27 protein-coding genes are annotated in these 25416 nt (G+C 70.4%); 5 read left to right on the forward strand and 22 right to left on the reverse strand.

From position 1 onward, the window contains the following. On the forward strand, window positions 1-624 hold the full coding sequence (locus U5O44_RS08485; RefSeq protein WP_322587994.1) for a hypothetical protein: 624 nt from the start codon (window positions 1-3) through the stop codon (window positions 622-624). 61 nt (window positions 625-685) lie between these two features. Here the strand turns inward: U5O44_RS08485 and U5O44_RS08490 are convergent, their stop codons facing one another. From U5O44_RS08490 to U5O44_RS08500, 3 genes are all read right to left on the reverse strand, one after another. Beyond that, a complete protein-coding gene (locus U5O44_RS08490) occupies window positions 686-1441 on the reverse strand; it encodes a PEP-CTERM sorting domain-containing protein (protein ID WP_322587995.1) in 756 nt (251 codons plus the stop codon). A gap of 228 nt (window positions 1442-1669) precedes the next feature. Continuing rightward, window positions 1670-2407 carry a PEP-CTERM sorting domain-containing protein gene (locus U5O44_RS08495; protein WP_322587996.1) on the reverse strand — a complete coding sequence of 246 codons (738 nt, stop codon included), beginning with the start codon at window positions 2405-2407 and terminating at the stop codon, window positions 1670-1672. A 409-nt stretch (window positions 2408-2816) separates the two neighbouring features. Next, on the reverse strand, window positions 2817-4019 hold the full coding sequence (locus U5O44_RS08500; protein ID WP_322587997.1) for an ammonium transporter: 1203 nt from the start codon (window positions 4017-4019) through the stop codon (window positions 2817-2819). Between the two features lie 458 nt (window positions 4020-4477). On the opposite strand from U5O44_RS08500, the gene U5O44_RS08505 reads away from it, so the two are divergent. Further along, window positions 4478-5905 carry a DEAD/DEAH box helicase gene (locus U5O44_RS08505; RefSeq protein ID WP_322587998.1) on the forward strand — a complete coding sequence of 476 codons (1428 nt, stop codon included), beginning with the start codon at window positions 4478-4480 and terminating at the stop codon, window positions 5903-5905. Window positions 5906-6027: 122 nt separating this feature from the next. Then, window positions 6028-7404 (forward strand): MBL fold metallo-hydrolase, encoded by a 1377-nt coding sequence (locus U5O44_RS08510; protein ID WP_322587999.1) that lies wholly within the window; start codon window positions 6028-6030, stop codon window positions 7402-7404. A gap of 10 nt (window positions 7405-7414) precedes the next feature. On the opposite strand, the gene U5O44_RS08515 is transcribed toward U5O44_RS08510, so the two are convergent. The 3 genes from U5O44_RS08515 to yaaA all read right to left on the reverse strand — a co-directional run bounded on the left by U5O44_RS08515 (window position 7415) and on the right by yaaA (window position 9816). Beyond that, on the reverse strand, window positions 7415-8035 hold the full coding sequence (locus U5O44_RS08515; protein WP_322588000.1) for a hypothetical protein: 621 nt from the start codon (window positions 8033-8035) through the stop codon (window positions 7415-7417). Window positions 8036-8113: 78 nt separating this feature from the next. Next, on the reverse strand, window positions 8114-8968 hold the full coding sequence (locus tag U5O44_RS08520) for a 2OG-Fe(II) oxygenase (RefSeq protein ID WP_322588001.1): 855 nt from the start codon (window positions 8966-8968) through the stop codon (window positions 8114-8116). 44 nt (window positions 8969-9012) lie between these two features. Beyond that, on the reverse strand, window positions 9013-9816 hold the full coding sequence (yaaA, locus tag U5O44_RS08525; RefSeq protein WP_322588002.1) for a peroxide stress protein YaaA: 804 nt from the start codon (window positions 9814-9816) through the stop codon (window positions 9013-9015). A 73-nt stretch (window positions 9817-9889) separates the two neighbouring features. On the opposite strand from yaaA, the gene U5O44_RS08530 reads away from it, so the two are divergent. Next, entirely contained in the window at window positions 9890-10306 is a 417-nt protein-coding gene (locus U5O44_RS08530) for a YchJ family protein (RefSeq protein WP_322588003.1), read from the forward strand. Here the strand turns inward: U5O44_RS08530 and U5O44_RS08535 are convergent. Further along, a complete protein-coding gene (locus tag U5O44_RS08535; RefSeq protein WP_322588004.1) occupies window positions 10290-10751 on the reverse strand; it encodes a hypothetical protein in 462 nt (153 codons plus the stop codon). The genes U5O44_RS08530 and U5O44_RS08535 overlap by 17 nt on opposite strands. Window positions 10752-10837: 86 nt before the next feature. On the opposite strand from U5O44_RS08535, the gene nth reads away from it, so the two are divergent. Then, window positions 10838-11476, forward strand: a complete 639-nt coding sequence (gene nth, locus U5O44_RS08540; RefSeq protein WP_322588005.1) for an endonuclease III — start codon at window positions 10838-10840, stop codon at window positions 11474-11476. An 18-nt stretch (window positions 11477-11494) separates the two neighbouring features. On the opposite strand, the gene U5O44_RS08545 is transcribed toward nth, so the two are convergent. From U5O44_RS08545 to U5O44_RS08615, 15 genes are read right to left on the reverse strand one after another with little or no spacing between them, the layout of a single operon-like run. Next, window positions 11495-12298, reverse strand: coding sequence for an ABC transporter substrate-binding protein (locus U5O44_RS08545; RefSeq protein ID WP_322588006.1), 804 nt, complete (start codon window positions 12296-12298; stop codon window positions 11495-11497). A gap of 4 nt (window positions 12299-12302) precedes the next feature. Beyond that, window positions 12303-12707, reverse strand: a complete 405-nt coding sequence (gene panD, locus U5O44_RS08550) for an aspartate 1-decarboxylase (RefSeq protein WP_322588007.1) — start codon at window positions 12705-12707, stop codon at window positions 12303-12305. A gap of 25 nt (window positions 12708-12732) precedes the next feature. Then, a complete protein-coding gene (locus U5O44_RS08555; RefSeq protein ID WP_322588008.1) occupies window positions 12733-13323 on the reverse strand; it encodes a histidine phosphatase family protein in 591 nt (196 codons plus the stop codon). Then, window positions 13316-14119 carry an adenosylcobinamide-GDP ribazoletransferase gene (gene cobS, locus U5O44_RS08560; protein WP_322588009.1) on the reverse strand — a complete coding sequence of 268 codons (804 nt, stop codon included), beginning with the start codon at window positions 14117-14119 and terminating at the stop codon, window positions 13316-13318. Before cobS ends, U5O44_RS08555 begins: the two co-directional genes overlap by 8 nt. 7 nt (window positions 14120-14126) lie before the next feature. Then, complete coding sequence (cobT, locus tag U5O44_RS08565; protein WP_322588010.1) at window positions 14127-15176, reverse strand: nicotinate-nucleotide--dimethylbenzimidazole phosphoribosyltransferase; 1050 nt, start codon at window positions 15174-15176, stop codon at window positions 14127-14129. After that, on the reverse strand, window positions 15173-16690 hold the full coding sequence (locus U5O44_RS08570; RefSeq protein WP_322588011.1) for a cobyric acid synthase: 1518 nt from the start codon (window positions 16688-16690) through the stop codon (window positions 15173-15175). Before U5O44_RS08570 ends, cobT begins: the two co-directional genes overlap by 4 nt. A 21-nt stretch (window positions 16691-16711) precedes the next feature. Beyond that, window positions 16712-17848 carry an aminotransferase class I/II-fold pyridoxal phosphate-dependent enzyme gene (locus tag U5O44_RS08575; RefSeq protein WP_322588012.1) on the reverse strand — a complete coding sequence of 379 codons (1137 nt, stop codon included), beginning with the start codon at window positions 17846-17848 and terminating at the stop codon, window positions 16712-16714. 11 nt (window positions 17849-17859) lie between these two features. After that, window positions 17860-18843: an adenosylcobinamide-phosphate synthase CbiB gene (gene cbiB / locus U5O44_RS08580; protein ID WP_416222161.1), complete on the reverse strand. Its 984-nt coding sequence runs from the start codon at window positions 18841-18843 to the stop codon at window positions 17860-17862. 2 nt (window positions 18844-18845) lie between these two features. Then, the gene (locus tag U5O44_RS08585) at window positions 18846-19529 is read right to left on the reverse strand and encodes a Dph6-related ATP pyrophosphatase (RefSeq protein WP_322588013.1); all 684 of its coding nucleotides are present in this window, start codon (window positions 19527-19529) and stop codon (window positions 18846-18848) included. A gap of 7 nt (window positions 19530-19536) precedes the next feature. Further along, complete coding sequence (gene cobO, locus U5O44_RS08590) at window positions 19537-20106, reverse strand: cob(I)yrinic acid a,c-diamide adenosyltransferase (protein WP_322588014.1); 570 nt, start codon at window positions 20104-20106, stop codon at window positions 19537-19539. Next, a complete protein-coding gene (locus U5O44_RS08595) occupies window positions 20103-20957 on the reverse strand; it encodes an ABC transporter ATP-binding protein (protein WP_322588015.1) in 855 nt (284 codons plus the stop codon). The genes cobO and U5O44_RS08595 overlap by 4 nt, the downstream gene beginning before the upstream one ends. Continuing rightward, window positions 20954-21976, reverse strand: a complete 1023-nt coding sequence (locus U5O44_RS08600) for a FecCD family ABC transporter permease (protein ID WP_322588016.1) — start codon at window positions 21974-21976, stop codon at window positions 20954-20956. Before U5O44_RS08600 ends, U5O44_RS08595 begins: the two co-directional genes overlap by 4 nt. Before the next feature lie 7 nt (window positions 21977-21983). After that, window positions 21984-22868: an ABC transporter substrate-binding protein gene (locus tag U5O44_RS08605; RefSeq protein WP_322588017.1), complete on the reverse strand. Its 885-nt coding sequence runs from the start codon at window positions 22866-22868 to the stop codon at window positions 21984-21986. Further along, window positions 22865-23437, reverse strand: a complete 573-nt coding sequence (locus tag U5O44_RS08610) for a bifunctional adenosylcobinamide kinase/adenosylcobinamide-phosphate guanylyltransferase (RefSeq protein WP_322588018.1) — start codon at window positions 23435-23437, stop codon at window positions 22865-22867. The genes U5O44_RS08605 and U5O44_RS08610 overlap by 4 nt, the downstream gene beginning before the upstream one ends. 30 nt (window positions 23438-23467) lie before the next feature. Further along, a complete protein-coding gene (locus U5O44_RS08615) occupies window positions 23468-25372 on the reverse strand; it encodes a TonB-dependent receptor domain-containing protein (protein WP_322588019.1) in 1905 nt (634 codons plus the stop codon). Between the last annotated feature and the right edge of the window lie 44 nt (window positions 25373-25416).

Raw genomic sequence — 25416 nt, forward strand, 5'->3', positions numbered from 1 at the left:
ATGGCCCTGACAACCCGACACAAGTGGCTCAACCGATTGCTGGCCGGCACGCTCTGCGTGGTGGCTGTCTGCGTCGTGCAGCAGGCCTCCGTGCTGATGGCGGCCGATTGGTCGTCGTCCGTGGCACGCAACGCACTGGACAAATGGGTGACGGGCAAGACACCCTACACGGCAGCACAGCGGGATCAAGCCCGCAGGGCGCTGGAAAACGCCATTGCCCTGACGCCCAAGGATGCCACCCTGCACGATGCGCTGGCGCAGTTGTACAGCCTCGATGGCCGCGAACTGTGGACCACCGGGGCACCGGACTCGCCTGAAGTCGCCGCCTACCAGACGGCCATGCGGCACCAGAAGGTGTCCATCGCCTTGCGCCCGACCCACGCCATGGCTTGGGCCAACCTCGCGCTGATGCAGTACGCCGTCAATGACACGCCGGAGGCTCTGCTGGCGTCCTGGCGGGAGGCCGCTCGCCTCGGACCACGCGAGGCCGCGGTCACCGAGACGCTGACATACGTCGCCACGCAAATCTGGCCGATCGCGCCGGACGACGTCCGTCAGTGGGTGGAAGAACGCAAGCCTGGCACCGCCGAAAAGCTGGCGTCGACGGCTGCACCGCAGCAGTAAAACGACAAGGCCGCCTGCAGAAGCAGGCGGCCCGGGCTCAGTCAGTCACCCAGCAGAACGATCACTTGCTCTTGCGGGCGGCACTGCGGCGGCGCGCCACCAGGCCCAGCACACCCAGCCCTGCCAGCATCATGGCGCTGGTTCCGGCTTCCGGCACAGGCGTCACCGGGGCAGCCTCGTAGTCCAGCGCGACGATCGGGCGGTTGTACAGGTTGTCGGAGAAGATGATCGGGTTCGTCGCCACGTTGTTGATCTGGACCATCAGCGACTGGGTACCGAACGGCACGGCAAATCCCTTCCAGCCCGAATCCGTGTTCAGACCACCGTCATCGGCCATGGTCTGCACCGACAGGGTGTCGCTGTTCAATGCCGAAGCGGAGCTGGCACCGAAATAGGAGACCGTGACGGAGTCGTTGTAGTCGGCCGGAAGGTAGTCCGCCGTGAACAGGCGCAGCCACAGGATGTCGCCGACATTGGACACCGGACCACCCAGGTTGAACGAGAACGCCACGTTGCTGGCGCAGTCCAGGGCTGCCGTGGAGGCGGGGCAGGTTTCGAGCAGGCCGAAATTGTTGCCGCTCACCGCGTCAACGCTGCGCGCGAGAATTTCCGTCGGGGCAGGAAAGTATGCATCGTCGATGACGCGCACCGTGGTGCCGCTGGCCACCGACGTCACGGTGCCCAGGGGCGTGATCCAACCGGCCGGATTTGCACCGACACCAGCCTCGAAACCGGGGTTGTTCAATGCAAAAGCGGGCGAAAGGGCAAAGGTGGCCAGACCGGCGACCACTGCAGTGGAAAAGGACTTCCTGATCATTTGTGACTCCTTGGACAAGTAAAAGGTAACGCGGTTGACTACAACTGCAGCCAAGCTTCCCACGCCAAGTCATCGTAGCGACTGGATTGGTACAAGCAAGGACCAACCTTGAACCAAGGGGTTCCTAAAATGAAAAAGGCACCTACTTGAGTAGGTGCCTTGAAAATACCGAATACTGTTGTCAAGTCACTGGGAATCTCGCCCAGCATCCGGTCTGGTTGCGCTCAATCAGGCGGCGCGCTTGGAACGGCGGCGAGCCAGCATGCCCATGACGCCCAGACCCGCCAGCATCATCGCCGAGGTTTCGGCTTCCGGCACGGGCGTCACCACCGCAGCGGCGTAGTCCAGCGCGACGATCGGGCGGTTGTAGAGGTGGTCAGACGCGATGACCGGGAAGTTCGCGACGTTGTTCAGCTGAACGGTCAGCGAGTTGGTGCCGATCGGCACGGCAAAGCCCTTCCAGCCCGAATCGGTGTTCAGACCTTCGTCGTACATGGTCTGCACCGACAGGGTGTCGACTTGCAGAGCGGAGCCGGAAGACACGCCGTAGTAGGACACCGACACGGAGTCGTTGTAGTCAGCCGGGATGAAGTCGGCCGTGAACAGACGCATCCACAGCACGTCGCCGTAGTTGGACACCGGGCCGCCCAGATTGATGGAGAAGGCCACGTTGCTCGTGCAGTCCAGAACGGCGGTCGAGGCCGGGCAGGTCTCGAGCAGACCGAAGTTGTTGCCGCTCATCGCGTCAACGCTGGTTGCGTAGATTTCCGTCGGGGAGGCGAAGTAAGCGTCGTCGATGACGCGGACCGTGGTGCCACTGGCGACCGCGGTCATGGTGCCCAGCGGCGTGATCCATCCGGTCGGGTTTGCGCCCAGACCGGCTTCGAAGCCCGCGTTGGTCAGTGCAAATGCCTGGCCGCTGGCCAGACCGGTAAGAGCCAGTGCATAAACGATTTTCTTGAGCATGGAGATCTCCTGAATTACGACTTGCCATCGTCGGTGGTGTGGGTGGCAGATTTCATTTTTACTATAACGATCATTTTGATCCAATCACACCATCCCCCCCCAGATCCAGGGGCAGCAAGGCAACCCGAATCGGATCAATTCCAAGGCTCCCCGGCAGGACGTTTGTGTTAACCCACTGCGCATCCAGGGTTTGTCTGGCCCGGCCTATCCCCACAAGCGCAGCCCATATGTGAATTTTTCAATCAGCTCTGCACGCAAACCCCCTTGTACGAGGGGTTGCGATGTCCAGATTCGAGCACCAAGGAAAAAAGGCGCTTCGCCAATCCTGTAACAGATTCGCGAAACGCCTCGTCACACATTGGTCCGCCAAGCGGACCTGCTTCGTACCGCCGACTCAACGGCGCAACACTTACCAGCTCACCTCGCGGTCCGGAGTCGAACCAATCTTGTGGATCGACAGGTCAGCGCCCTCGAACTCTTCTTCCTGGCTGAGGCGCAGCCCGATGAAGGCCTTGATGCCGCCGTAGACCACAAAGCCCCCCACCAGCGCCCAGACCACTGCCATCACCGTGCCGATGGTCTGGCTGGCCAGGCTGACACCGCCCAGGCCGCCCAGCGCGGTCTGGCCGAAGATGCCGCAGGCGATGCCGCCCCAGGCGCCACACAGGCCGTGCAGCGGCCACACGCCCAGCACGTCGTCGATCTTCCAGCGGTTCTGGGTCAGGGTGAAGAGCTGCACGAAGATGGCACCGGCAATGCCGCCCACCACCAGCGCCCCGGCCGGGTGCATCAGGTCCGAGCCCGCGCACACCGCCACCAGACCGGCCAGCGGGCCGTTGTAGGCAAAGCCCGGGTCATTGCGGCCCATGAGCGTGGCCACCAGCGTGCCGCCGACCATCGCCATCAGCGAGTTGACCGCCACCAGACCGGAGATCTTGTCCAGCGTCTGTGCGCTCATCACGTTGAAGCCGAACCAGCCCACCGCCAGGATCCACGCGCCCAGCGCCAGGAAGGGGATGCTCGACGGCGGATGGGCGCTCATCGCGCCGTCCTTGCGGTAGCGGTTGCTGCGTGCGCCCAGCAGCAGCACCGCCGCCAGCCCGATCCAGCCCCCCACGGCATGGACCACCACGCTGCCCGCGAAGTCATGGAACTCGGCGCCAAACGCGCCCTTCAGCCATGCCTGCACCCCGAACCGCTGGTTCCAGGCCACCCCTTCGGACAGCGGATAGATCAGGCCCACGATGATGGCCGTCGCCAGCAGCTGCGGATTGAAGCGCGCCCGCTCGGCGATGCCACCCGACACGATCGCCGGAATGGCCGCGGCAAAGGTCAGCAGGAAAAAGAACTTCACCAGCTCATAGCCATTCTTCGCGGCGAGCGTCTCGGCGCCGGTGAAGAAGTCCACCCCATAGGCCACGGAGTAGCCCACGAAGAAGTAGACGACCGTCGACACGGAAAAGTCGACCAGGATCTTGACCAGGGCATTGACCTGGTTCTTCTTGCGCACGGTGCCGAGTTCCAGAAACGCGAATCCGGCGTGCATGGCCAGCACCATGATGGCGCCAAGCAGAATGAAGAGCGCATCAGCGCCCTGTTTCAAGGTATCCATGGGGTCTCGAAGGAGGTGGGGGGATTGAGTTGCACCGCAACGACGCACCAGCCGCACACAAAGGGCGCACAACGGGCATACAGCGGGCAGATAAAGGGCACCAATCAAGCACGTTTTGTGCCGAGTTGGTGCGTTTCTTCACATCCTTGTGCGCACCAAACCAACGCATCCGCAGACCACTTCAGCCAGGACCGCCCCGGGTTCGCCCACGTATTGGGCACATCAGCACCAACTCAGTGCATATAGAGATCCTGCGCCAGACTTGCCCTTCGGAAGACCGCCAGTTCTTCTGTCGCCACGCCCCACCCCGCCGCTACAATCGCACTGCAGCATTCGCACCAGTCAGAACGCTGCAGTCACCTCTGACGCCCTCTCCAATCCCGCGCCACCCTCGACTGGCCGCCTCGCCCGAGGCGCTGCAGGCGGCGCGACAAGCACCCCGACACGGGTGCCACTTCATGACGTTTGATGATCTGGGCCTGGCCCAGCCGATCCTTCGCGCCATCCGCGAACAAGGCTACGAAACCCCCACCCCCATTCAAGCGCAAGCCATCCCGGCGGTTCTCGCCGGTGGTGACCTGCTCGCCGGCGCGCAGACCGGCACCGGCAAGACGGCCGGCTTCACGCTGCCGCTGCTGCACCGCCTGGCCGCTGGCCAGCCCGCCAAGGACAGCCGTGGCCGCTACGCCATCCGCGCCCTGATCCTCACCCCCACCCGCGAACTCGCCGCCCAGGTCGAGGAGAGCGTGCGCACCTACGGCAAGCACCTGAGCCTGAAGAGCATGGTGATGTTCGGCGGCGTCGGCATGGGTCCGCAGATCGCGCAGCTCAAGCGTGGCGTGGACATCCTGGTGGCCACCCCCGGCCGCCTGCTCGACCACCACCAGCAGGGCATGCTCGACCTGACGCAGGTCGAGTTCTTCGTGCTGGACGAGGCCGACCGCATGCTCGACATGGGCTTCGTGCACGACATCAAGAAGGTGCTGGCGATGCTGCCGCCGAAGAAGCAGAGCCTGCTGTTCTCGGCCACCTTCAGCCCGGAAATCAAGGCGCTGGCCGACCGGCTGCTGAATGCGCCGCAGGTGATCGAGGTCGCCCGCAGCAACGCCACCGCCGAGAACATCGCCCAGCGCGTGATCAAGGTCGGCCGCGAGAAGAAGAAGGATCTGCTGATCCATCTCATCAAGTCGCAGGACTGGCACCAAGTGCTGGTGTTCACGCGCATGAAGCACGGCGCCAACCGCCTGTGCGAACACCTCGTGAAGGCCGGCATCACCGCCATGGCGATCCACGGCAACAAGAGCCAGGGCGCGCGCACCAAGGCGCTGGCCGAGTTCAAGACGGGCGAGCTGTGCGTGCTGGTGGCCACCGACATCGCGGCCCGCGGCATCGACATCGACCAGCTGCCGCACGTCATCAACTTCGAGCTGCCCAATGTGTCGGAAGACTATGTGCACCGCATCGGCCGCACGGGCCGCGCCGGCGCACAGGGCGAGGCGCTGTCGCTGGTGTGCCTGGACGAGGAAGCCTTCCTCGCCGACATCGAGAAGCTGATCAAGCGCAGCATCCCGCGCGAAGTCGTGGCCGGCTTCGAGGCCGACCCGGGCGAGCGGGCCGAGCCGATCCAGATCGGTCGCCGCACGCTCGGCGGTGCCGGTGGTGGTGGCGGCGGCGGCCGTGGCGCCGGTGGTGGCCGTGGTGGCGAACAGCGCCGACCGGCCGCGCCCGGTGGCCAGCCACGCAGCAACGCACCGGCCCGTCCCGGCAGCGCGCCGCAGCGCCCGGCCGCCCCGCGCGGTGGACGCCCGCAAGGCGCTGGCAGTGGCTCGGGCACCGGTGCCGGCCCCAAGCGCCCGGCCCTGACCTCCGGTCGCCGCGGCGGCTGAGCGCCGGCTGGCCGTTCTGCTTGATCCGGATCAATGCCGGATCGGGTGCCCGGGGTGTCTGCTGATGCCTTGCAGCGCGGGCCGTGCCAAGCTGGTGCGGTCCGCATTGCAAGGAGCTTGTCATGGAGATCCAGTTCCTGGGCGCCACCGACTGCGTCACCGGCTCACGCCATCTGGTGACCAGCGGCCCGCACCGTGTCCTGCTCGACTGCGGCCTGTTCCAGGGCTGGAAGATGCTGCGCGAGCGCAACTGGTCGGCGCTGGCCGTGCCACCCCACGAGATCGACGCCGTCCTGCTCAGCCACGCCCACCTGGACCACAGCGGCTGGCTGCCCGCACTGGTGCAGCAGGGATTCCGCGGCCACATCTGGTGCAGCGCCGCGACACGCGATCTGGCGGCAGTGCTGTTGCTGGACGCCGCCAAGCTGCAGGAAGAAGACGCCCGCCGCGCCAACAAGGGCGGCTGGTCGCGCCACACCCCGGCCCGGCCGCTCTACACCGGCAAGGACGCCCGCCGCACCATCGAGCGGCTGCGGCCGGTGGCAACGGGCAAACCGTTCGAGCCGCTGCCCGGTCTGCGCGCCGAACTCACGCCCGTGGGTCACTTGCTGGGCGCCTGCGCCGTGACGCTGCGCGATGCCGACCATGCCTTGGTGTTCTCGGGTGACGTCGGCCGCTGCGACGACCCGATGATGCCGGCCCCGCTGCCGATGACCGCCCCCCTGTCGACAGCGCCCGACCTGCTGGTGGTGGAGAGCACCTATGGCAACCGGCTCCACCCCGCGGACCACACGGCCGCGCGGCTGGGCGAGATCATCCGCCAGACCACCGCACGCGGCGGCAAGGTGCTGATCCCGACGTTTGCCATCGGGCGGGCGCAGACGCTGATGTTGCTGCTGCACCGCCTGCGGGCCGAGGGCAGTCTGCCCGCTGATCTGCCGGTCTACCTCGACAGCCCGATGGCGCAGGAAGCGACCGCCATCTACGGCGCGCACCGCCACCTGCTGCGCCTGTCCAAGGCCGAGGCACATGGCTTCAGCGAAGGGATCAAGCCGGTGCCCAAGGCGCAGGACTCGGCCCGGCTGTCGCATTTGCGTCGGCCGGCCGTGATCCTGTCGTCGAGCGGCATGGCCACGGGGGGTCGGGTGCTGGGCCACCTCGCGGCACTCGCACCGGACCCGCGCAACGCCATCGTGTTCCCGGGCTTCCAGGTTCCGGGCAGCCGCGGGGGCAAGCTGGTCCACGGGGCCACGGACATCAAGGTCATGGGCCAGTACGTGGCGGTGAACGCACAGGTCCACCACCTCGAAGGCCTGTCCGGGCACGCCGACGCGGACGGCCTGATCGCCTGGATGCGCCAGATGCCGACCGCGCCCAGGCAGGTGATGGTGGTGCACGGTGAACCGGAAGCCTCCGACGCCCTGCGCATCCGCATCCAGGAATCGCTGGGCTGGCCAGCCCGCGTGCCTCAGGTGGGGGAGCGCCTGAGGCTGGGCTGATCGGCTGCGCTCAGGGGCGCGAGCCGTCGTTGATGGCCTTGGGGGCCACTGCGCTGGCCTTGGCCCTGGCAGCAGCCGCCTCCTTGCGGGCCTGGCGCTGGGCAGCGCGGCGTTCCGCCTTGGCAGCGGCCGCCAGCTTCGCGGCGGACGGATCTGCGCGCTTGCCGGCTTTCTGGGCCGCCAGGCGTGCAGCACGGCGCTCGGCACGCTTGGCGGCCCGCTCCTCGGCGCTGGCCTTGCCGGTCTTGCCGGCCTTGGCCAGTTTCGCCTTGCGGGCCTCGGCGGCCTGTGCGCGCGCTGCCTGGCGGGCGGCCCGACGCTCGGCAGCGGACTGCACGGGCGCAGCAGCCTTGGCCGTGTCCGCCTTCTTCATGGCCTCGGCCTGGCGCGTGCGCCGCGCCTCCAGCGCCTTGTCCAGCTGTTCGACCTTGCGCTCGGCCGCGCCCGTGGTGGTCGTGGCGGCGGCCGCAGCCGGTTCGCGCAGCGTGGCCGGATCCGGTACCGCCGGCACGGCCGCCGGGGCCGCAGGCATCGTGATGGGCTTGGGGGTCTGGCCGGTGCTGGTCTGGGCCTGCGCAACAGCGCCGGCGGTGAGCATCACGGCCGCGAGGGCGGCAATCAGCGGTTGCATGGGAGCGTGTCTCCAAGTTGAGGGGGAAATGTAGCCGCAGGAAACCGAACCGTCGATTTTTTCAGCCTTGGGGTGCGCTCAATCAAAGCGCCGCTCGCGCAGCCACTTGGTCGCGACCCACTTTTCCCCTGCGATCACGGGCGCGCCGCCATGCAGGGAGCGGCTGCTGGGATGCGCACGGTCGTAGCTGAAGAACACCGCATGGCCCTGGACGGGCGCAACGTCGAGCTGGACATCGGGAAAGGTCGTCCCACCACCCGCCTCGGGCGTGTTCAGGTACATCACCAGCGTGCCGACGCGCTGGCCACCGCGCTTGAGGATGGTGGCCGAGCCGGGCTGTGCGGGGTCGAAGTAGTCGTAGTGCGGCTTGTATTCGGCACCCGGAAGGTAATGCAGCACTTGCAGGCCCTCGCCGTTCTCGATGGGCCAGCGCAGCAGCGCCGCGATGCGCTGCTCGATGCGCTCGATCAGCGCCGTCTCGCCGCGGCCGAAGAACATGCCCGCGCTGGTGCGGGCCGCGTTGACCTCGCTGCCGCCGGTGGAGTTGTCGACGGTCTCGGAGCGGGCCAGACGCGGTGCCGCCAGCTGGCGCAGCGCCTCGCACTCCGCACGGGACAGGAAATCGGCGAACACCACCACCCGCGGATCGCGCATCGACACCACGACCCGCACCACCTGGCCGTCCGGCAGACACACCACGGCCGGCGAGCGCGCCAGATCCGGCTCGGGCACGGGCGTCGCGGACGGCAGCGCCTGCTGGCGGGCGTGTTCGGCGAGGAACCCTTCCAGCGTCTGCTCCAGCGCGGCCAGGGCCACCTCCTCTTCCCAGCCGGACTGCCGCATGGCCTGCAGCACCGCGTCCGGCGCATGGCCGGCCCGCGCCTGTTCGAGGATCCAAAGCCGCAGTTCCGGGGTGGCTGTCTGGGTGCTCATGGTGGTGCTCATGCGGTGTCAGGCGATGTCAGGCGGTGTTGTGCTCAGGCGGCGGCACGTCGGCGGAAGACCCAGCGGTCGGGGTCGGAGGCCGCGGCGTCGAAGCCGTAGCCGCCGAGCGCGAAGGCTTGCAGGGCCTCGGGCACATGGACACGCTGGGTGATGGCGTGGCGGGCCATCAGACCCCGCGCCTGCTTGGCGTAGAAGCTGATGACCTTGTAGCCGTGGTCCTTCCAGTCCTCGAACACGCACTCGACCACCCGGGCCTGGGCCAGCAGCGCCGGGCGCAGCGCAGCCTTCGCGTATTCCTGCGAGGCCAGGTTGACGACCACCGGCCTGGCCTGTCCGGCCCCGGCCTTGCGGGACGACAGGCGGTGCAGCAGTTCCTCGGCGATGCGGTCGCCCCACCAGGCGTAGAGATCCTTGCCACGCGGATTGGTCCAGCGCGTGCCCATTTCGAGCCGGTAGGGCTGCAGCGCATCCAGCGGCCGCAGCACGCCGTACAGCCCGGACAGGATGGCGACATGGTCCTGCGCCCAGGTGAGATCCTCGGCGGACAAGGTCGGTGCGGCGAGTCCGTCATAGACATCGCCATTGAACGCCAGGATCGCGGGCTTGCTGTTGCCGGGCGTGTTGCGCGGCCGCCAGGCCTGGTAGCGGGCCACGTTCAGGGCCGCGAGCTTGTCGGACAGGGCCATCAGGGTGGCGAGCTGACCGGGGGACTGCGTGCGCAGCTGCTCGATCAAGGCGGCGGCTTCGCCCATGAACACCGGACGGCTTGCATCGACCGTGGTCGGCGTCGGTGTGTCGAAATCCAGGGACTTGGCGGGCGAAAGCAGCAGGAGCATGGGGCAACGAACATCAGGGTCGGCAAGCCTGCAAGCGTACCAGCGCCGCGGCGTGCCAGAAAATGGGCACATGATGACCACCTCCTCCCCCGCCTGCCCGTGTGGCAGCGGACACCCGCTGCCGGCCTGCTGCGGCCGGTTCCACCCCGGCGGCACGCTGGCCGGACAGGCGCCCACGGCCGAAGCGCTCATGCGCTCGCGCTACAGCGCCTTCGTGCTGGACCAGCTCGATTACCTGCTCGCCACCTGGCACCCCAGCACCCGTCCGGCGTCGCTGACCCCGAACGAGCCGGGGCTGCGCTGGCTTGGTCTGACGGTGCGGCAGCACACGGTGCTGGATGCCACGCACGCGCAGGTGTCGTTCGTGGCCCGCAGCAAGCTGGGCGGGCGGGCGCACCGTCTGGAGGAAGTCAGCCGCTTCGTCCGCGAGGAGGGGCGCTGGTATTACGTGGACGGCACACTGGGCGGGCCGCTCAATGGTCGTCCTTGACCCGCCCATCGGACAGCGGCGGCAGATCGGCCCGTACCGCGTCGAGATCGGCCTGCGCGAACGCGCGGCCCACCGGCGGCGACACCAGCCACAGCAGCAGCGCCGACGCGACGAGCAGGCCGCCGAGGGTGGGGTGCAGGCCCGTGTGGTGCTCCAGCCGGGCGGCGGCCCAGGGCTCGATCAGCAGCACGCGCACCGGGTGCCAGTCCGCACCGCCCGGCCAGGCCACGGCCACGAGCAGCACCGCCAGCACCGTGATGGCCAGCCTGCGCGCCCAGGCCATCGCACGCCACAGGCCCGCGGCGATCGCCAGCAGCAGCCAGGGCAAGGCCTGCGTCCACAGCAGCCCGTCGTCGCCATTGAACGACACCATCGACAGGCCGAGAAACAGCAGCGCCGCCAGGGGTGGCTCGGGTCGACGGCGGCGGTGCAGCACTTCTCGCATGGGTCGGATTCTGCGCAAACCGCCGGTCCGGGTCGCGTGCCTTCTCTGCCCAACCCCCGGATTTCTGGGGCCAGAATCCCACGGACATGACCCCAGACGCCATCCACCGATTTTTTGTCACGCTGCGCGACGCCAATCCGCACCCCGCGTCGGAGCTGGAATACACCTCGGTGTTCGAGCTGCTCGCGGCGGTGCTGCTGTCGGCGCAGGCCACCGACATCGGCGTGAACAAGGCAACACGCCGCCTGTTCCCCGTCGCCAACACACCGCGCCAGATCGTGGCGCTCGGCACCGAGGGACTGGAAGCGCACATCCGCACGATCGGCCTGTATCGCAACAAGGCGAAACATCTGTATGAGACGAGCCAGATCCTGCTGGCGCAGCACGGCGGCCAGGTGCCGCGCAGCCGGGAGGCGCTGGAAGCCCTGCCGGGGGTCGGGCGCAAGACAGCCAACGTGGTGCTGAACGTGGCCTGGGGCGAGCCGACGTGTGCGGTGGACACGCACCTGTTCCGCGTCGGCAACCGCACCGGGCTGGCGCCGGGCAAGACGCCCTACGCCGTGGAAATGCAGCTGCTGCAGCGCATCCCGCCCGAGTTCCGGGTCGATGCCCACCACTGGCTGATCCTGCACGGGCGCTATGTCTGCCAGGCGCGCAAGCCGCGCTGCTGGGACTGTGCGGTGGCGGACTGCTGCGACTTCACGCCGAAGACACCGGCGCCGTGAGGCCGCGCCGGTGTCAGCTCAGGCGTGCAGCGCCGCCCAGCCGAGCAGGCGCTTCTGGATCTGGCGCACGCCGTCGGTGAGGCAGGCGGGGCCGGGCTGCAGGATCTCGCTCGACTTGATCTCGAACACCTGCCCGTGCACCACCGCCGGCACCGCCTCCCAGCCGGGCCGGGCCATCACCGGCTCCGGCCGGAACTTGCGCCCGCACCACGAGCCGAGGATCACGTCCGGCGCGCGCCGCACCACCTCCAGCGGATCGGCGACGATGCGGTTCTTGCCGAGCGACTGTCCGGCCAGCTCCGGAAAGCACTCCTCGCCCCCGGCCAGCACGCTCAGCTCGCTGACCCAGCCGATGCCGGTGATGATCGGGTCCATCCACTCCTCGAAGTAGACCCGCGGCCGGCGCGGCAAGGTGCGCCCGATCGCCTCCACCTCGTCCAGCCCCGCCTGCAGCTCGGCCAGCAGTGCGGCGGTCTTCTCGTGCGCGCCGACCATCGCCCCGACCATGGCCACCATGCGCAGGATCTCGGCCACGCTGCGCTGGTTGAACACATGCACCGCGACGCCGGCGCGGATCAGCTGGCTGGCGATGTCGGCCTGCAGGTCCGAGAAGCCGAGCACCAGGTCCGGCTCCAGGTCGAGGATCTTGTCGATCTTGGCGGTCAGGTAGGCCGACACGCGCGGCTTTTCCTGTCGGGCGCGCGGCGGGCGCACCGTGTAGCCGGAGATGCCGACGATGCGGTGCTCCTCGCCCAGCAGGTACAGCGTCTCGATCGTCTCCTCGGTCAAGCAGACGATGCGGCGGGGGAACAGATCGGCCATCACCTCACTCCGTTCGGCGCAGCGGCGAGGTCTGCGGCGGGTTCTCGGGATGGGCGCGCAGCTCTTTGATGCGGTTGGCCTCGTCCATGAACACGAGCTTGGGCTGGTGCGTGGCGACCTGGTCCTCATGCACCTGCGCAAAGGCGGCGAGGATGACGAGGTCACCCGTGCTGGCGCGGCGGGCGGCCGAGCCGTTGAGCGAGATGATGCCGCTGCCGCGTGGCGCCTTGATCACGTAGGTGACGAAGCGCTCGCCGTTGTTGATGTTCCAGACGTGGATCTGCTCGTTCTCGCAGAGGTTGGCCGCGTCGAGCAGGTCTTCGTCGATGCCGCAGGAGCCTTCGTAGTGCAGCTCGCAGTGGGTCACGGCGGCGCGGTGGATCTTGGATTTCAGGAGGGTGCGGAACATGACGGCAGCGCCTTGTAGTCGTAATTCAAAATGCAGAATGGGCGAACGCGGGCCGCATGGTAACGGCTCGGCGGTGAAGTTGCCCGTACCGGGGAGATGGAGGCCACGCCGAAGGCGTCAGGGCCGGGGCGTCGAGCAGCGCCCAGGCGCTCATCCAGCCGGCATGGCCGACCACCAGCCGAGGCCCCTCGCCCGCCGCCACGCCCGCCAGCCAGTCGCGCACCCGGCCCTGCAAGCGCTGCAGCGACTCGCCGCCGCCCGGCGCGTGGTGCTGGAAATCGGCCTCCCAGGCGGCCACCTCGGCGTGGGCGATCGCCGACCACGGCTGGCCGTCCCACGCTCCGAAATCCAGCTCGATCAGCCGGGCATCGACCACATGCCGCCAGCCCCAGCGCCGCAGCCAGCGGCCGACGTCGGCGCCTCGGCGCAGCGGGGATGTGGCGATGGCATGTGGCAGGCCGACGCGGCGGGCGTGCTGGCGGATGCGGTGCGCCAGCCGCTTGGCGCGGCGAGGGTCAACCGGCAGGTCGGTCTGGCCGATGCAGCGGCCCGCCGCCCCGATCGGCTTCGGGTGGCGCCAGACGCAGAGTTCCCGCCGCGCGTCCGTCTCAGCCATGCAGCACCGCCAGCCAGCCCAGCAGCGCCGCCAGTTCGCTCAACTGCTGCGAGGCGCCGAGCGTGTCGCCCGTGTAGCCGCCCAGCCGCCCGTGGAACCAACGCCCGCACCACAGCACCATGCACGCCAGCCCGAGCAGCCCGGCCAGCACCGGGCGCAGATCGCCCAGCACGGCCACCGCCGCCACGCTGACCAGCCCTGCCCAGCCCAGCACCACCAGCAGCCCGCGCCCGGAGATCTGCTGTGCCATCGGCTTGGCCTTGGTGTGCTCGAGATCGCCCGCGTACGGCAGCACCCACAGCAGCACGACCGGCGCGACCCGCGACAGCGCATGCGCCCAGACGGTGGCGACCATCGCCGGCAGCAGGTCCACCGTGACCAGCCCGTGCAGCGCCACCGCCTTCAGCCCGAGCACGCCGACCAGCCCGAGCGCGCCGTAGCTGCCCAGCCGCGAGTCCTTCATGATCGTCAGCGCGCGCTCACGGCTGACGGTGCCGCCCAGACCGTCGCAGGTGTCGGCCAGGCCGTCCTCGTGGAAACCGCCGGTCATCCAGACCGTTGCCGCCATCGACAGCCCGACCGCCACCGGCAGCGGCCAGCACGCCGCGCCCAGCGCCAGCACTGCCGCGCCCACCGCGCCGATGCACAGCCCGACCGCCGGGTAGTGGCGGGCGCTGGCGTGCATCCACTCGGGTGTCCAGCCGACCCAGCCGGGCACGGGGACACGGGTGAAGAACTGCAGCGCGATGAAAAAGAGGCGGAATTCGTGGACCACGGCGTGCATCAGCCAGCGCATCGGCGGCTCAGCCCGCGCGGTCGCTGACACCGGCCGAGGCGAAGCTCGCCATCTCGGCCAGGATCCGGCACGCCGAGTCCAGCAGCGGCCACGCCAGCGCCGCGCCGGAGCCTTCGCCCAGCCGCAGGCCGAGGCTCAGCAGCGGCTCGGCCTCCAGGCGCGCCAGCATCAGCCGGTGGCCTGATTCGTCCGACTGGTGCGCGAACACGCAGCGCTGCAGCACGTTGGGCGCCAGGCGCGCCGCCACCAGCACCGCGCTGCTCACGATGAAGCCATCGACGACGATGACCCGCCGCTGCGCCGCCGCTTCCAGCACCGCGCCGACCAGCATCGCGATCTCGAAGCCGCCGAAAGCCGCCAGCGCATCCAGCGGCGCCGCCGCGGCCTCGTGTCGGGCCAGCACCTTGCGCAGGATCTCGGTCTTGCGCACCAGCGCCGGTCCGTCCACGCCGGTGCCCCGGCCGGTGCAGCGGTCGATGGCCTCGCCCGTCAGTCGCGCCATCAGCAGCGAGGCCGACGAGGTGTTGCCGATGCCCATCTCGCCGAACAGCACCACATTGCCCGGCAGGCTGCGCACGACGCCCGCCCCCGTCTCGATCGCCGCCGCGCATTCGGCGGCCGTCATCGCCGGACCTTCCAGCGCGTCGGCCGTGCCCCAGCCAAGCTTGCGCTGCAGCAGGCCCGGGCGCGGCGCGAATTCGTGCTTCACACCCGCATCGACCACCGTCAGCGCCAGCCCGTGCTGCCGCGCCAGCACGCTCACCGCCGCGCCGCCCGCGAGGAAGTTCTCCACCATCTGCCACGTCACGTCGCTCGGGAAGGCCGACACGCCGCGCGCGGCCAGCCCGTGGTCCCCGGCGAACACGATCATCTGCGGGTGTTCCAGCGCCGGCTGGTCGCGGCCCTGGATCTGGGCGAGCCGGAGCGCCAGCGCTTCGAGGCGGCCGAGCGAGCCCTGCGGCTTGGTCTTCTGGTCGAGTGCGGCCTGGACGCGGGCGGTCAGCGCGGCGTCGTGCAGATCGTCGATCTGGGGAATGGTGAAATCGGGTGCAGTCATCGGGACACTTGTCGGGACATGTTGTCGTTGTCATGGTGGAGCAGGGACAGCAGCACGCCTTCGGGCACATGCTGGTCCAGAAAATCGGCGAGGCCGTCGAACACGGCGTCCAGCGTGCGCACCTCGGCGCCGAACAGCGCGCGCAGCACCGCCGGCGACTCGAACAGGCCATGCGCATACAGCCCGAGCACAGCGCCGTGCTGCCAGCCGAGCACCTCGCCCGCCGCGTTGTGGACGGCTTCGGCGGCGGCGGGCAGGTCGGCGTGCTGCGCGGTGCGTCCGTGGTGGATCTCGTAGCCGTCGAATTCGACGCCGGACAGCGCCGACCACGGCCCGGTCAGCGCGCCGAAATGCGCCTGCGTCGGCGCCAGCCGCTTCTCGGGCTCGAACACGGTCACCAGCGGCAGCAGCCCGAGCCCCGGCGCATTGCCGCCGAGCGGGTTATCCACGGCGTGCAGGTCGATCAGCGCCTCGCCGAGCATCTGCAGCCCGCCGCACACGCCCAGCACCGCCCCGCCCTGCGCCGCATGGCGCGCGACCGCCAGGTCCAGCCCCTGCGCGCGCAGCCAGGCCAGGTCGGCGCTGGTGTGCTTCGAGCCGGGCAGGATGACCCAGTCGGCGCCGTCGAGGTCCGCCGGCCCGCGCGCCCAGACCAGCCGCACGCCGGGCAGGTTGCGCAGCGGCTGGAACTCGTCGAGGTTGCTGATGCGCGGGTAGGCGACCACGGCCACCCGCAGCGGCCGGACCGACGACGCGCCGCCCATGGACAGCGGGCTGCGGTCGTCGAACACGCCGTCCTCTTCCGGCAGACCGTGTTCGCGCCACATCGGCAGCACGGCGACCGTGGGCACGCCGGTCAGCGCTTCGAGCTGCTCGGGGCCGGGCGCGAGCAAGGCCGCATCACCGCGAAAGCGGTTCAGCACGAAGCCGCGGATCAGCGCCCGCTCCGCCTCGGGCAGCAACTGGTGCGTGCCGTAGAGGTGGGCGAAGGCGCCGCCGCGGTCGATGTCGGTCACCAGCAGGCAGGCGGCGTCCACGGCCAGCGCGGTGCGCATGTTCACGTAGTCGCTCGCGTGCAGGTTGATCTCGGCCGGCGAGCCGGCGCCTTCGATGACGACGACATCGTTTTCCGCCATCAGCTCGTGCAGCGCCTGCCGCGCGAACGGCCACAGCGCCTCGCTGCGCTCCCGCCACGGCACGGCGCCCAGGTCGCGCCGCACGGCGCCCATCACCACCACCTGGCTGCGCGTGTCCGCCTCGGGCTTGAGCAGCACCGGGTTCTGGCGCACCTCGGGCACGGCGCGGGCGGCCAGCGCCTGGAAGTACTGCGCGCTGCCGATCTCGCCCATGCGGCCGTCGGGGGCGGGCACGACGCGGGCGTTGTTGCTCATGTTCTGCGCCTTGAACGGCGCGACCTTCAGGCCCCGGCGTGCATACCAGCGGCACAGCGCCGTGGCCAGCCAGCTCTTGCCAGCGCCGCTCGTCGTGCCGAGGACCATCACTGCGCGTGCCATGTCGTTCCTGTTCCTCGATGTTCAGTAAGTCGACAGGCTCTGGAACCCCGACTGGCGCACCGTCGGCACAAACCCGCCATCGCCCACCGTCTGGCGCCACAGCAAGGCCAGCGCCTGCTGCGTCGGTGGCGCCTGCACGCTCACGCGGACCCAGCCCGGCAGGCCCATCGAGGTGCAGTCGCGCAGCTTGACACCGAGCGCGCGCAGCTCCGGCAAGACCTGGGACGGGTGCAGCGGATCGGACGCCGCGTCCTCGCCCGGCGTCCACTGGCCCCAGCGGGCGATGTAGAACGGCGTGACGCTGGTCAGGCAGGTCCAGCCGAGACGCTTCTGGCACAGGTCGAGCTGCTGGCGACGCCAGCTGCGCAGGATGTGCAGGCTGGAGCGCACCCAGCTCTGCGCATCCTCGCTGGCCCAGCACTGCAGCATCGCCACCGCGTGCGCGCCCAGCGGCCACGACGGCGCCAGTGCCTGCAGCCGCCCGGTCAGCCAGTCGGTGAGCGCGGCCGACTCCGGCACCCGGGCCGGCGCGATCGCATAGGCGCCGCGCACGCCGGTCAGCCCGAGCGCCTTGTTCGGTGACCAGAGCTGCCAGGCCTGGTCGGGCACCGGCGGCGCCTCGCCGTCCAGCCGCAGCGGCGCGTAGGCGCGGTCCACCACCAGCACCGACTCGCCCGGGTTGAACGGCGGCGCGGCGCGGGCGTCGCCGACCGGGCTGCCGGGCTCGGTGTGCCAGATCAGCCAGGCGGGGTCGCGGGCGTCCAGGTCGTCGATCTCGCGCACGACACGCAGGCCAAGCGCCTCGGCCGCCGCGGCGTATTCCCCGTAGGCGTAATCCGGCACACGCACCCGCGCCCCCGGATGCAGCAGCGCGATCGCCAGCGTCATGCGCCGGATGAACTCGCTGGCGCTGGCCGCCACGACGATGCGTGCCGGCTCGACGCCGTGCAGCCGTGCGAGCTGCTGGCGCAGGACCGCATAGCTCGGGTCCGGATAGCGCCGCACATCGACCTGCCGCACCTGCTCCAGCGCCACAGGCGCCGGCCCGCAGGCGTTGGCATTGGTGGAGAAGTCCCAGCGCGGAACACCGAGGGCATCCGGCCCTCCATGCGTATGTGCGAGGTCGTGCGGGTCCAGGCGGTCGTGGATCGACGTCATGTTGTGCTCGTTCAGGCTGGCCCCCCGGCCACCCCCATCAGCGCCCACCCCAGCCAGCCACCCGCGAGCATGGTCATCCACCACCGGGTGGCCGACTGGGTACGCCGCAGCGCGGTATCCACGTCTGCAGCCTCGGGTGCTCGGCCTCGGGGGTTCAGAGCATAGACCCCCGGCTTGCCCAGACAGATGTCCAGACGTAACGCCATCGCCCCCATCGGCCAGCCGCCGTTGGGCGACGGCGTGCGCGCCGCCTCGCCGCGCAGCCGCGCCCAGTCCGCCGCCCGCCACGCCGGGCGCAGCAGCAGCGCCGTCAGCCGCGCCGTGGGCCAGGACAGCCCGTCGTCCGCCCGCGCCGCCCACTTGCCAGCCCATTCCCAGTCGCCCCGGTAGCCCCACATCGCGTCTGCCGTGTTGGCAAACCGGTACAGCACCGCGCCCGGCAGCCCCGCCACGGCGAACCACGCCAGCGGCGCGATCACCGAGTCGTTGAGGTTCTCGGCCAGCGTCTCGATCGCCGACTCGCGCACCTGCGTGGCCGAGAGCGCGCGCACGTCGCGGCTGACCAGCCAGGACAAGCGGCTGCGGCCGGCGTCCAGCCCCTGCTGCAGCGCGACCTCGACCGCCCGCACCTCGTCGCACAGCATCCGCGCCGCGAACAGCGGCTTGAGCAGCAACGCCAGCAGCGGCACGGCCAGCACCGCCGGCAGCGTGCGCAGCCACGCCTGCAGCGCCCACGCCCCCGCCACCAGCCCACCTGCCAGCACACACCAGACCAGCGCCCCGCCCACGAACGCCGCCCAAGGCGGCCGGCCGCGCAGCCACCGCCCGAGCGGCCCCAGCACCGACCCGAGCCACGCCACCGGATGCCAGGCATTCGGCGGCTCGCCGAAGCGGCGGTCCAGCGCCCAGGCCAGCAGCAGCGCGCCGGCCTGCAGCACGGGCCACGGCGCCGGCTCGGTGGCGAGCGCCGCCAGCGGGGTCAGCGACAGGGACACGGTCACGGCGCGTCGGCGAGTTGCAGTTCGTCGAACACCAGCGTCGTCGGGCGCATCGGCGGGCGGGCGAAGACGGTGCGGGGGCCGACGCTGACCAGCGCCAGCGGGGCGGACATGCCCGGCGCGTCCACCACGACGGTGTGGAATTCGCCGTCCTCGCCGCAGACACACACGCCGTCCGGCAGCTCGGCCAGCAGCGCGGCGTCGTAGTCGCGCCCGCAGAACCGGGCGTCCAGCCGGCCCGTGTCCACGCAGACCAGCCGCGCCCGGATGCCACGGTCGAGGATCTCGCGGGCCAGCGCCGCACGCGACAGCCCCCACAGCGGAAACACCGCCTGCAGACCGGCGCGGGCGCAGGCCGGCTCCAGCCAGTCTCGGTGCGCCTGCAGGTCGATGTCGCCGAAGACGACATGGGTGTGGCCGCTGTCGTGCAGCGATTGCAGCGCGGCGTCGAAGCACAGCGCATAGGCGCCGGGCACCCCGTCCGGCACAGCCACCGCACGCCACACGCCGCCGAAGGCCGCGACCTGCGCGGCGATCACCCCGGGCGCCAGCGCGTGCGACTTGCTGAATCCGTCGGCCTCGCACATCGTCAGGAAGGTCTGCACGTCGTGGCCGGCCTCGCGGGCGCGCAGCAGCGCCAAACACGAGTCCTTGCCGGCGCTCCAGCTGATGGCGGTTTTCATCATCGCCTCAGTCCTCGATGCCGCGCTGCGCTGGCACGCCCGCCCGGAAGTGGTGTTTCACCAGCGTCATCTCGGTCACGGTGTCGGCGAGTTCGACCAGTTCCTCCGGCGCGTTGCGGCCGGTGAGCACGACGTGGACCTGCGCCGGCCGTTCGCGCAGCGCCTGCAGCACCGGCTCCAGCGGCACCCAGCCGTAGCGCAGCGGGTACATGATCTCGTCGAGCACGACGAGGAAGTGTTCGCCGGCGCGGATCGTCGCCTCGGCCTTGGCCCAGCCGTCGCGGGCGAGCTGGGCGGAGTGTTCCAGATCCTTGCTCTTCCACGAGAAGCCGTCGCCCAGCCCTTCGATCGGGATGCCGATCCGCTCGAACAGCCGGTGTTCGCCGAAGCGTGCGCTGGGCACCTTCATGAACTGGTAGACCTTGACCGCCTTGCCGCGGCCGTGGGCGCGGATGGCCAGCCCGAAGGCGGCCGTGCTCTTGCCCTTGCCGTCGCCGGTGTGGACGAGAACCAGGCCGCGCCGCTCGCCGTCGGGGACGATGCGCTGGCGGTCCACGGGAGGCTGTTCGATGTTCATGGTGGGGGTTCCTGCAAATCCTGGGAGACATCCCGGAGGGAATGGAGCTGCGGCAGCGCGACCCACTGCGGGCCGACACGCGCGATGCGGATCGCGCCGCCGAAGACCTCGACCAGCGCGGCGTGGACCGCCGGATCGTCGCGGTCACCGACCGCCCGCACGGCGCCCGCCGCCAGCACGACCAGCCGGTCGGCCGCCAGCGCGAGGCTCAGGTCGTGCAGCACGCTGATGACCACCTGCGTGCGGCCGAGGCGGGCCATCTGGCGCACCAGCGCGACCTGGTGCGGCGGGTCGAGGTGGGTGGTCGGCTCGTCGAGCAGCAGCACCGGCGCCTGCACCGCCAGCGCCCGCGCCAGCAGCACCCGCTGGCGCTCGCCGCCGGACAGCGCGGACAGGCGGCGGTGCTGCCAGGCGTGGCATTCGGTGTCGTGCATGGCCTGCTGGACGATGGCCTCGTCCTGCGGGCCGGGGGTGGCGAACAGACCGAGCTGCGGCAGCCGGCCGAGGTGGACCACGTCGCGCACCGTCAGTTCGCCACTCGCCTCGGCCTGCTGCGCCAGCCAGGCAAGCTGTCGCGCCCGGTCGCGGGCCGACCACTGCCCGAGCGGACGGCCAGCCAGCGTGACCTCGCCCGCCGCCAGCGGCTGCAGGCCGGCGAGTGCGCGCAGCAGCGTGGACTTGCCCGCGCCGTTCGGGCCGACGATGGCGGTCCAGCCGCGCTCGAACACGAGGGTGACGCCGTGGAGGACGGGGCGGGCGCCGAGGTGGACGTGCAGCGCCGTGGTGGACAGGGGTGGCGAGGGTGGGTGCCCGCCATCGCGGGCATGGCGGAAGGGGGTGGGCGTGCTCATCCGTGGATCTCCCGGCGGCGCAGCAGCCACAGCAGGTAGAACCCGCCCAGCACGGCGGTCAGCACCCCGACCGGCAGCTCCTGCGGCGCGATCAGCGTGCGCGCCAGCACGTCGGCCACCAGCAGCAGCGCGCCGCCCATCGCCGCGCTGGCGACGAGCCGGTAGCCGTGCGTCGCGTGCACGAAGCGCCGGACCAGGTGCGGCGCGACCAGCCCGACGAAGGCGACCATGCCGGCCTGCGACACCGCCGTGCCGGTGGCCAGCGCCATCAGCACGACCAGCACCAGCCGCAGTGTCGGCAGCGGCAGGCCAAGGCTGGCGGCGCTGTCCTCGCCCAGCGTCAGCGCGTCCAGCACCCGCGACAGCCGCCAGCCCGGCGGCAATACCAGCAGCAGCACGGCGCCCAGCACCGCGCAGCTCGACCAGCCCAGAAAGCCCGTCGTGCCGAGCAGGAAGGCCTGCTTGCCACGCAGCGCGTCAGGTGCGAGCGTGGTCAGCAGGTCATTGAGCGCGCCCAGCACCACGCCGACCACCACGCCGGCCAGCAACAGCCGCGTCGTGTGCTGCGCGCCACGCGCCAGCGACAGCGTCAGGCCGACCCCCACCAGCGCGCCGACAAACGCCGCCGCCACCAGCCCGAAGCGCGACAGCAGCTCGGCCGTCGCCAGACTCAGCCCCACCCCGGCGAGCGAGCCCGCCGCCAACACAACCACCACGCCCAGCGACGCGCCCGCCGCCGAGCCGAGCAGGTAGGGATCGGCCAACGGGTTGCGGAACAACCCCTGCGCGATCGCCCCGGCCAGTCCGAACAGCGCGCCAGTCAGCCACGCGCCCAGCGTGCGCGGGGCGCGGATCTGCCACAGGATCAGCTCGGCCGAGCCATCGGCGAGCAGGGTGTGGAACGCGGTGAGGCTCCAGCCTTCGCTGCCGGCGACCAATCCAGCCGCACCGCCCAGCAGCGCGACCAGCGCCAGCGCCCAGGCCAGGCGACTGCGGCGGCGCTGCTCGTGTTCGCTCATCGGGCGGTCACCGCAGCGCCTGCAGGCAGTCGGCCACCAAGTCGGCCGCCTCGCCCAGCCGCGGGCCAGGGCGCACGAGCATCTCGTAGCGGCTGGCCTCGAAGGCACAGGTGCGGCCGGTCTGCAGCGCCTTCAGCGTGGCCCAGCCGGGGCGGCGCGGCATGTCGCGCAGGTTGCGCTCGACGGCCATCACCAGATCGGGCTGGGCCTTGACGATGAATTCGGGATTGAGCTTCGGGAACGGCCCGAGCGCGGGCGGGACGATGTTGCCCAGCCCGAGCTGGGTCAGCAGCTCGCCGAGGAAGGAGGTGCTGCCAGCCGCGTAAGGGGCCGAGTCCACCTCGAAATACACCTTCTGGCCACGCAACGCCGCCGGCACGCGGGCCGCGGCGCGCTGCACCTGCTGGTCGATGCGCGCCCACAGCATGGCGCCCTGCTCCGGCCGTCCCATCAGCGTGGCGATGGTGGCGACCGTGCGTTTCGCCTCGGCCTGGCTGCGCGGCTCCAGCACGACCACCACCAGCCCGAGGGACTCCAGCCGCTCGACCGCACGGGTCGAGCGCGCCGCCAGCACGACGTCCGGCCGCAGCGCCACGAGGCGCTCGACCTGCGTGTCGTCCATGCCGCCGAGCTTGGGCAGCGCCGGCACGCTGGCCGGCCAGTTGGAGTAACGGTCGATGCCGACCAGCCGCTCGCAGAAGCCCAGCGCACAGAGCGTCTCGGTCAGCGACGGCAGCAGCGAGACGACCCGCTGTGGCGGCGCGGCGAGCCGGATCGTCGCGCCACGGTCGTCGCGGACGATGACCTCGGCCCGGGCCGACAGGGTCCACGAAGCCAGCACCACGGCCCATACCGCCCACACCGCAGCCAGCCTCCAGCGCCGGCCGATCATCGCTTCACCGCCGATTTCACTGTCATCTCCAGCCCCGCCACCATCAGCGTCACCTGCGGGCAGCGCGCCGCCACCCGCTGGTGCAGCCGCCCGAGTGCATCGACATAGCGCCGCGCTTCACGCGACATCGGCGCCAGCCCCAGGCCAATCTCGTTCGAGACGAGCACGACCGGGCCGGGCGCCGCCAGCAAGGCCGCGTCCAGGTCGGCCAGCACGGCAAGCCAGCGGGTGTCCTCGACCGGCTCGCCTTCCAGCGGCATCAGCCACTGCGTGAGCCACAGCGTCAGGCAATCGACCAGCACGAGGCAATCCAGTGCACTGTGCCGGCGGATGGCGCCGGCCAGATCGTGCCGCACCTCGTCGAGCGCCATGGCCGGCACCCGCTCGGCACGGTCGGCCTGGTGGCGACGGATGCGCGCGCGCATCTCGTCGTCGCCGCCGATCGCGGTCGCCAGCAGCACGGCGCGGTGACCGGGCTGCGCGGCCAGCCAGTCGGCCGCGCGCTGCTCGCCGCAGCGCGACTTGCCGCTGCGCTGGCCGCCGAGGATGAACTCGCTGCAAGGGTGCATGGCGCGGCTCCGGTGTCGCGGGCAGACGGCTCAGCGCGGCGCGTAGCGCAGCGTCACATACAGCTCGCGACCCGGCTGGTTGTAGCCCAGCGCGGTCTCGTACGCCCGGTTGGCGGCATTGTTCAGCCGTGCGCCCAGCGCCCAGTCGCGCTCGAACTGCCACTGCGCATGCAGGTCCACCGTGGCGTAACCGGCCAGGCGCTGCGTGTTGGCGGTGTTGTTGAAGCGGTGGCTGTAGGCCTGCAGGCCGGCGCCGACCGTCCAGGCACCCAGATCGACATCGGCGCTGAGCTTGGCCGCATTGCGCGCCCGGCGCGGCAGCAGATTGCCCTGGTTGGTGCTGCCGTCGGTGTCGTTCTTCGGCGTCAGGTGGTCCAGCGCCGCGCCGACCTTGAACAGACCGAGCTGCCCGTCATAGCCCAGGCTGACGCCGTTGCTCTGTGCGTACGGCAGGTTCACCGGATTGGCACCCTGCGTGATGTAGCCGCGGATGCGGTTGCTGAACACGGTGGCACTGAGCTGCTGCTCGCCGGTCGTGTAGCGCAGGCCGACTTCGGCGTGCTTGCCCTTTTCCGGCGCCAGCAGCGGGTTGCCGTAGGAAGGCCAGTAGAGCTGGTTGAAGCTGGGCGCGACGAAGCTGGTGCCGACCTGCGCGGTGGCGCGCAGGCCGTCCATCAGCGCGAGGCCGTAGCCGATGGTGCCGGTGGTGGGGTTGCCGTACTGCGAGTTGCGGTCGTGGCGCAGGCTGGCCTGGACGGTGTGGACACCAACCGTGGCGTGGTAGCCGAGGGCCAGGCTGTTGACCGTGCGGTTCGTGATGTCGTAGTTGCCGGCGGGCTTGGTCACCTTCTGCTTGAGGTGTTCGGCGACAACCAGCAGCGTGCCGACCGGCAGGCTGAAGGTGTTGTCCCAGCTCAGTTGCTGCTGCACGGTGGCGATGGTGCCCAGATCCGCGTACGGCGAGGCGGAGGCGATCGTCTCGTAGTCGTTGGCGCTGCGGGCGACGCGGAGCTGCGTGCGCCAGCCGGCGGTGACCGCGCCCGACGCATCGACCGACATCACGCGGGTCCGCAGACCGGCCTTGGCGTCGGCTCCCGCGCCGTCGTCATAGCCAGAAACGGCGTCCGCGTTCAGCAGGTGGGCGCCGACCTGCCAGCCCTGCGGCAGCTTCAGGCCGAGGTGGGCGCTGGCGGCGTTCTGGCGGAAGCCGTCGGTGTCGGCGTTGTGGCTGCCGAACTCCGCCTGTGGATTGGTGGCCGAGAAGCCGCGGTTTTCGGTGTGGAGCGCCTGCACGGCGCCGCTCCACACGCCGTCATTGAAGCTGAGGCCTCCGCTGGCCTGGCCGTAGCGGTGGCTGCCGGCGGTGATGGCGCCGTTCGCACGGGTGCCTTCGCTGGCGCTGGCGCGGCGCGTGAAGACCTGGACCACGCCACCCACCGCATCGCTGCCGTAGAGGCTGGACAGCGGGCCGCGCACGATCTCGATGCGGTCGATGTCGCCGAGCGGCAGGTTGTCGAGTTCGGGCGTGCCGGTCGTCGCCGAGCCATAGCGCACGCCGTCGACCAGCAGCAGCACATGGCGCGCCTCCAGACCACGGATGAAGACCGAGCTGGTCTTGCCCAGACCGCCGTTGGCCGAGAGCTGGATGCCTCCCTGCTGACTCAGTACCTCGCTGAGCGTGCGGCCGGTGGCGCGCTCCAGGTCATCGCGGGTCAGGACGGTGACATCGGCCACGGTCTGGTCGGCGCGCACCGGCGTGCGGGTGGCCGTGACGACCACGCTGGGCAGCGAGGCCGCGGCGGCCGTGGTGTGGGCGGCGCTGGATTGCGCTGCAGCCGCCGTCGGGAGGAGGGAGAACGCGCACAGCGCGGCGGCCAGTGCAACGGGACGCACGGACAGGCTGGACCGCGAAGCGGCCCGGAATTCGGAGGTCATAGGAGAACACAACGCGGAAAGATCGTGGCGCCAGCTTCCCCGCA

Source organism: Sphaerotilus sp., assembly GCF_034519685.1.
Lineage (GTDB): Bacteria > Pseudomonadota > Gammaproteobacteria > Burkholderiales > Burkholderiaceae_C > Sphaerotilus.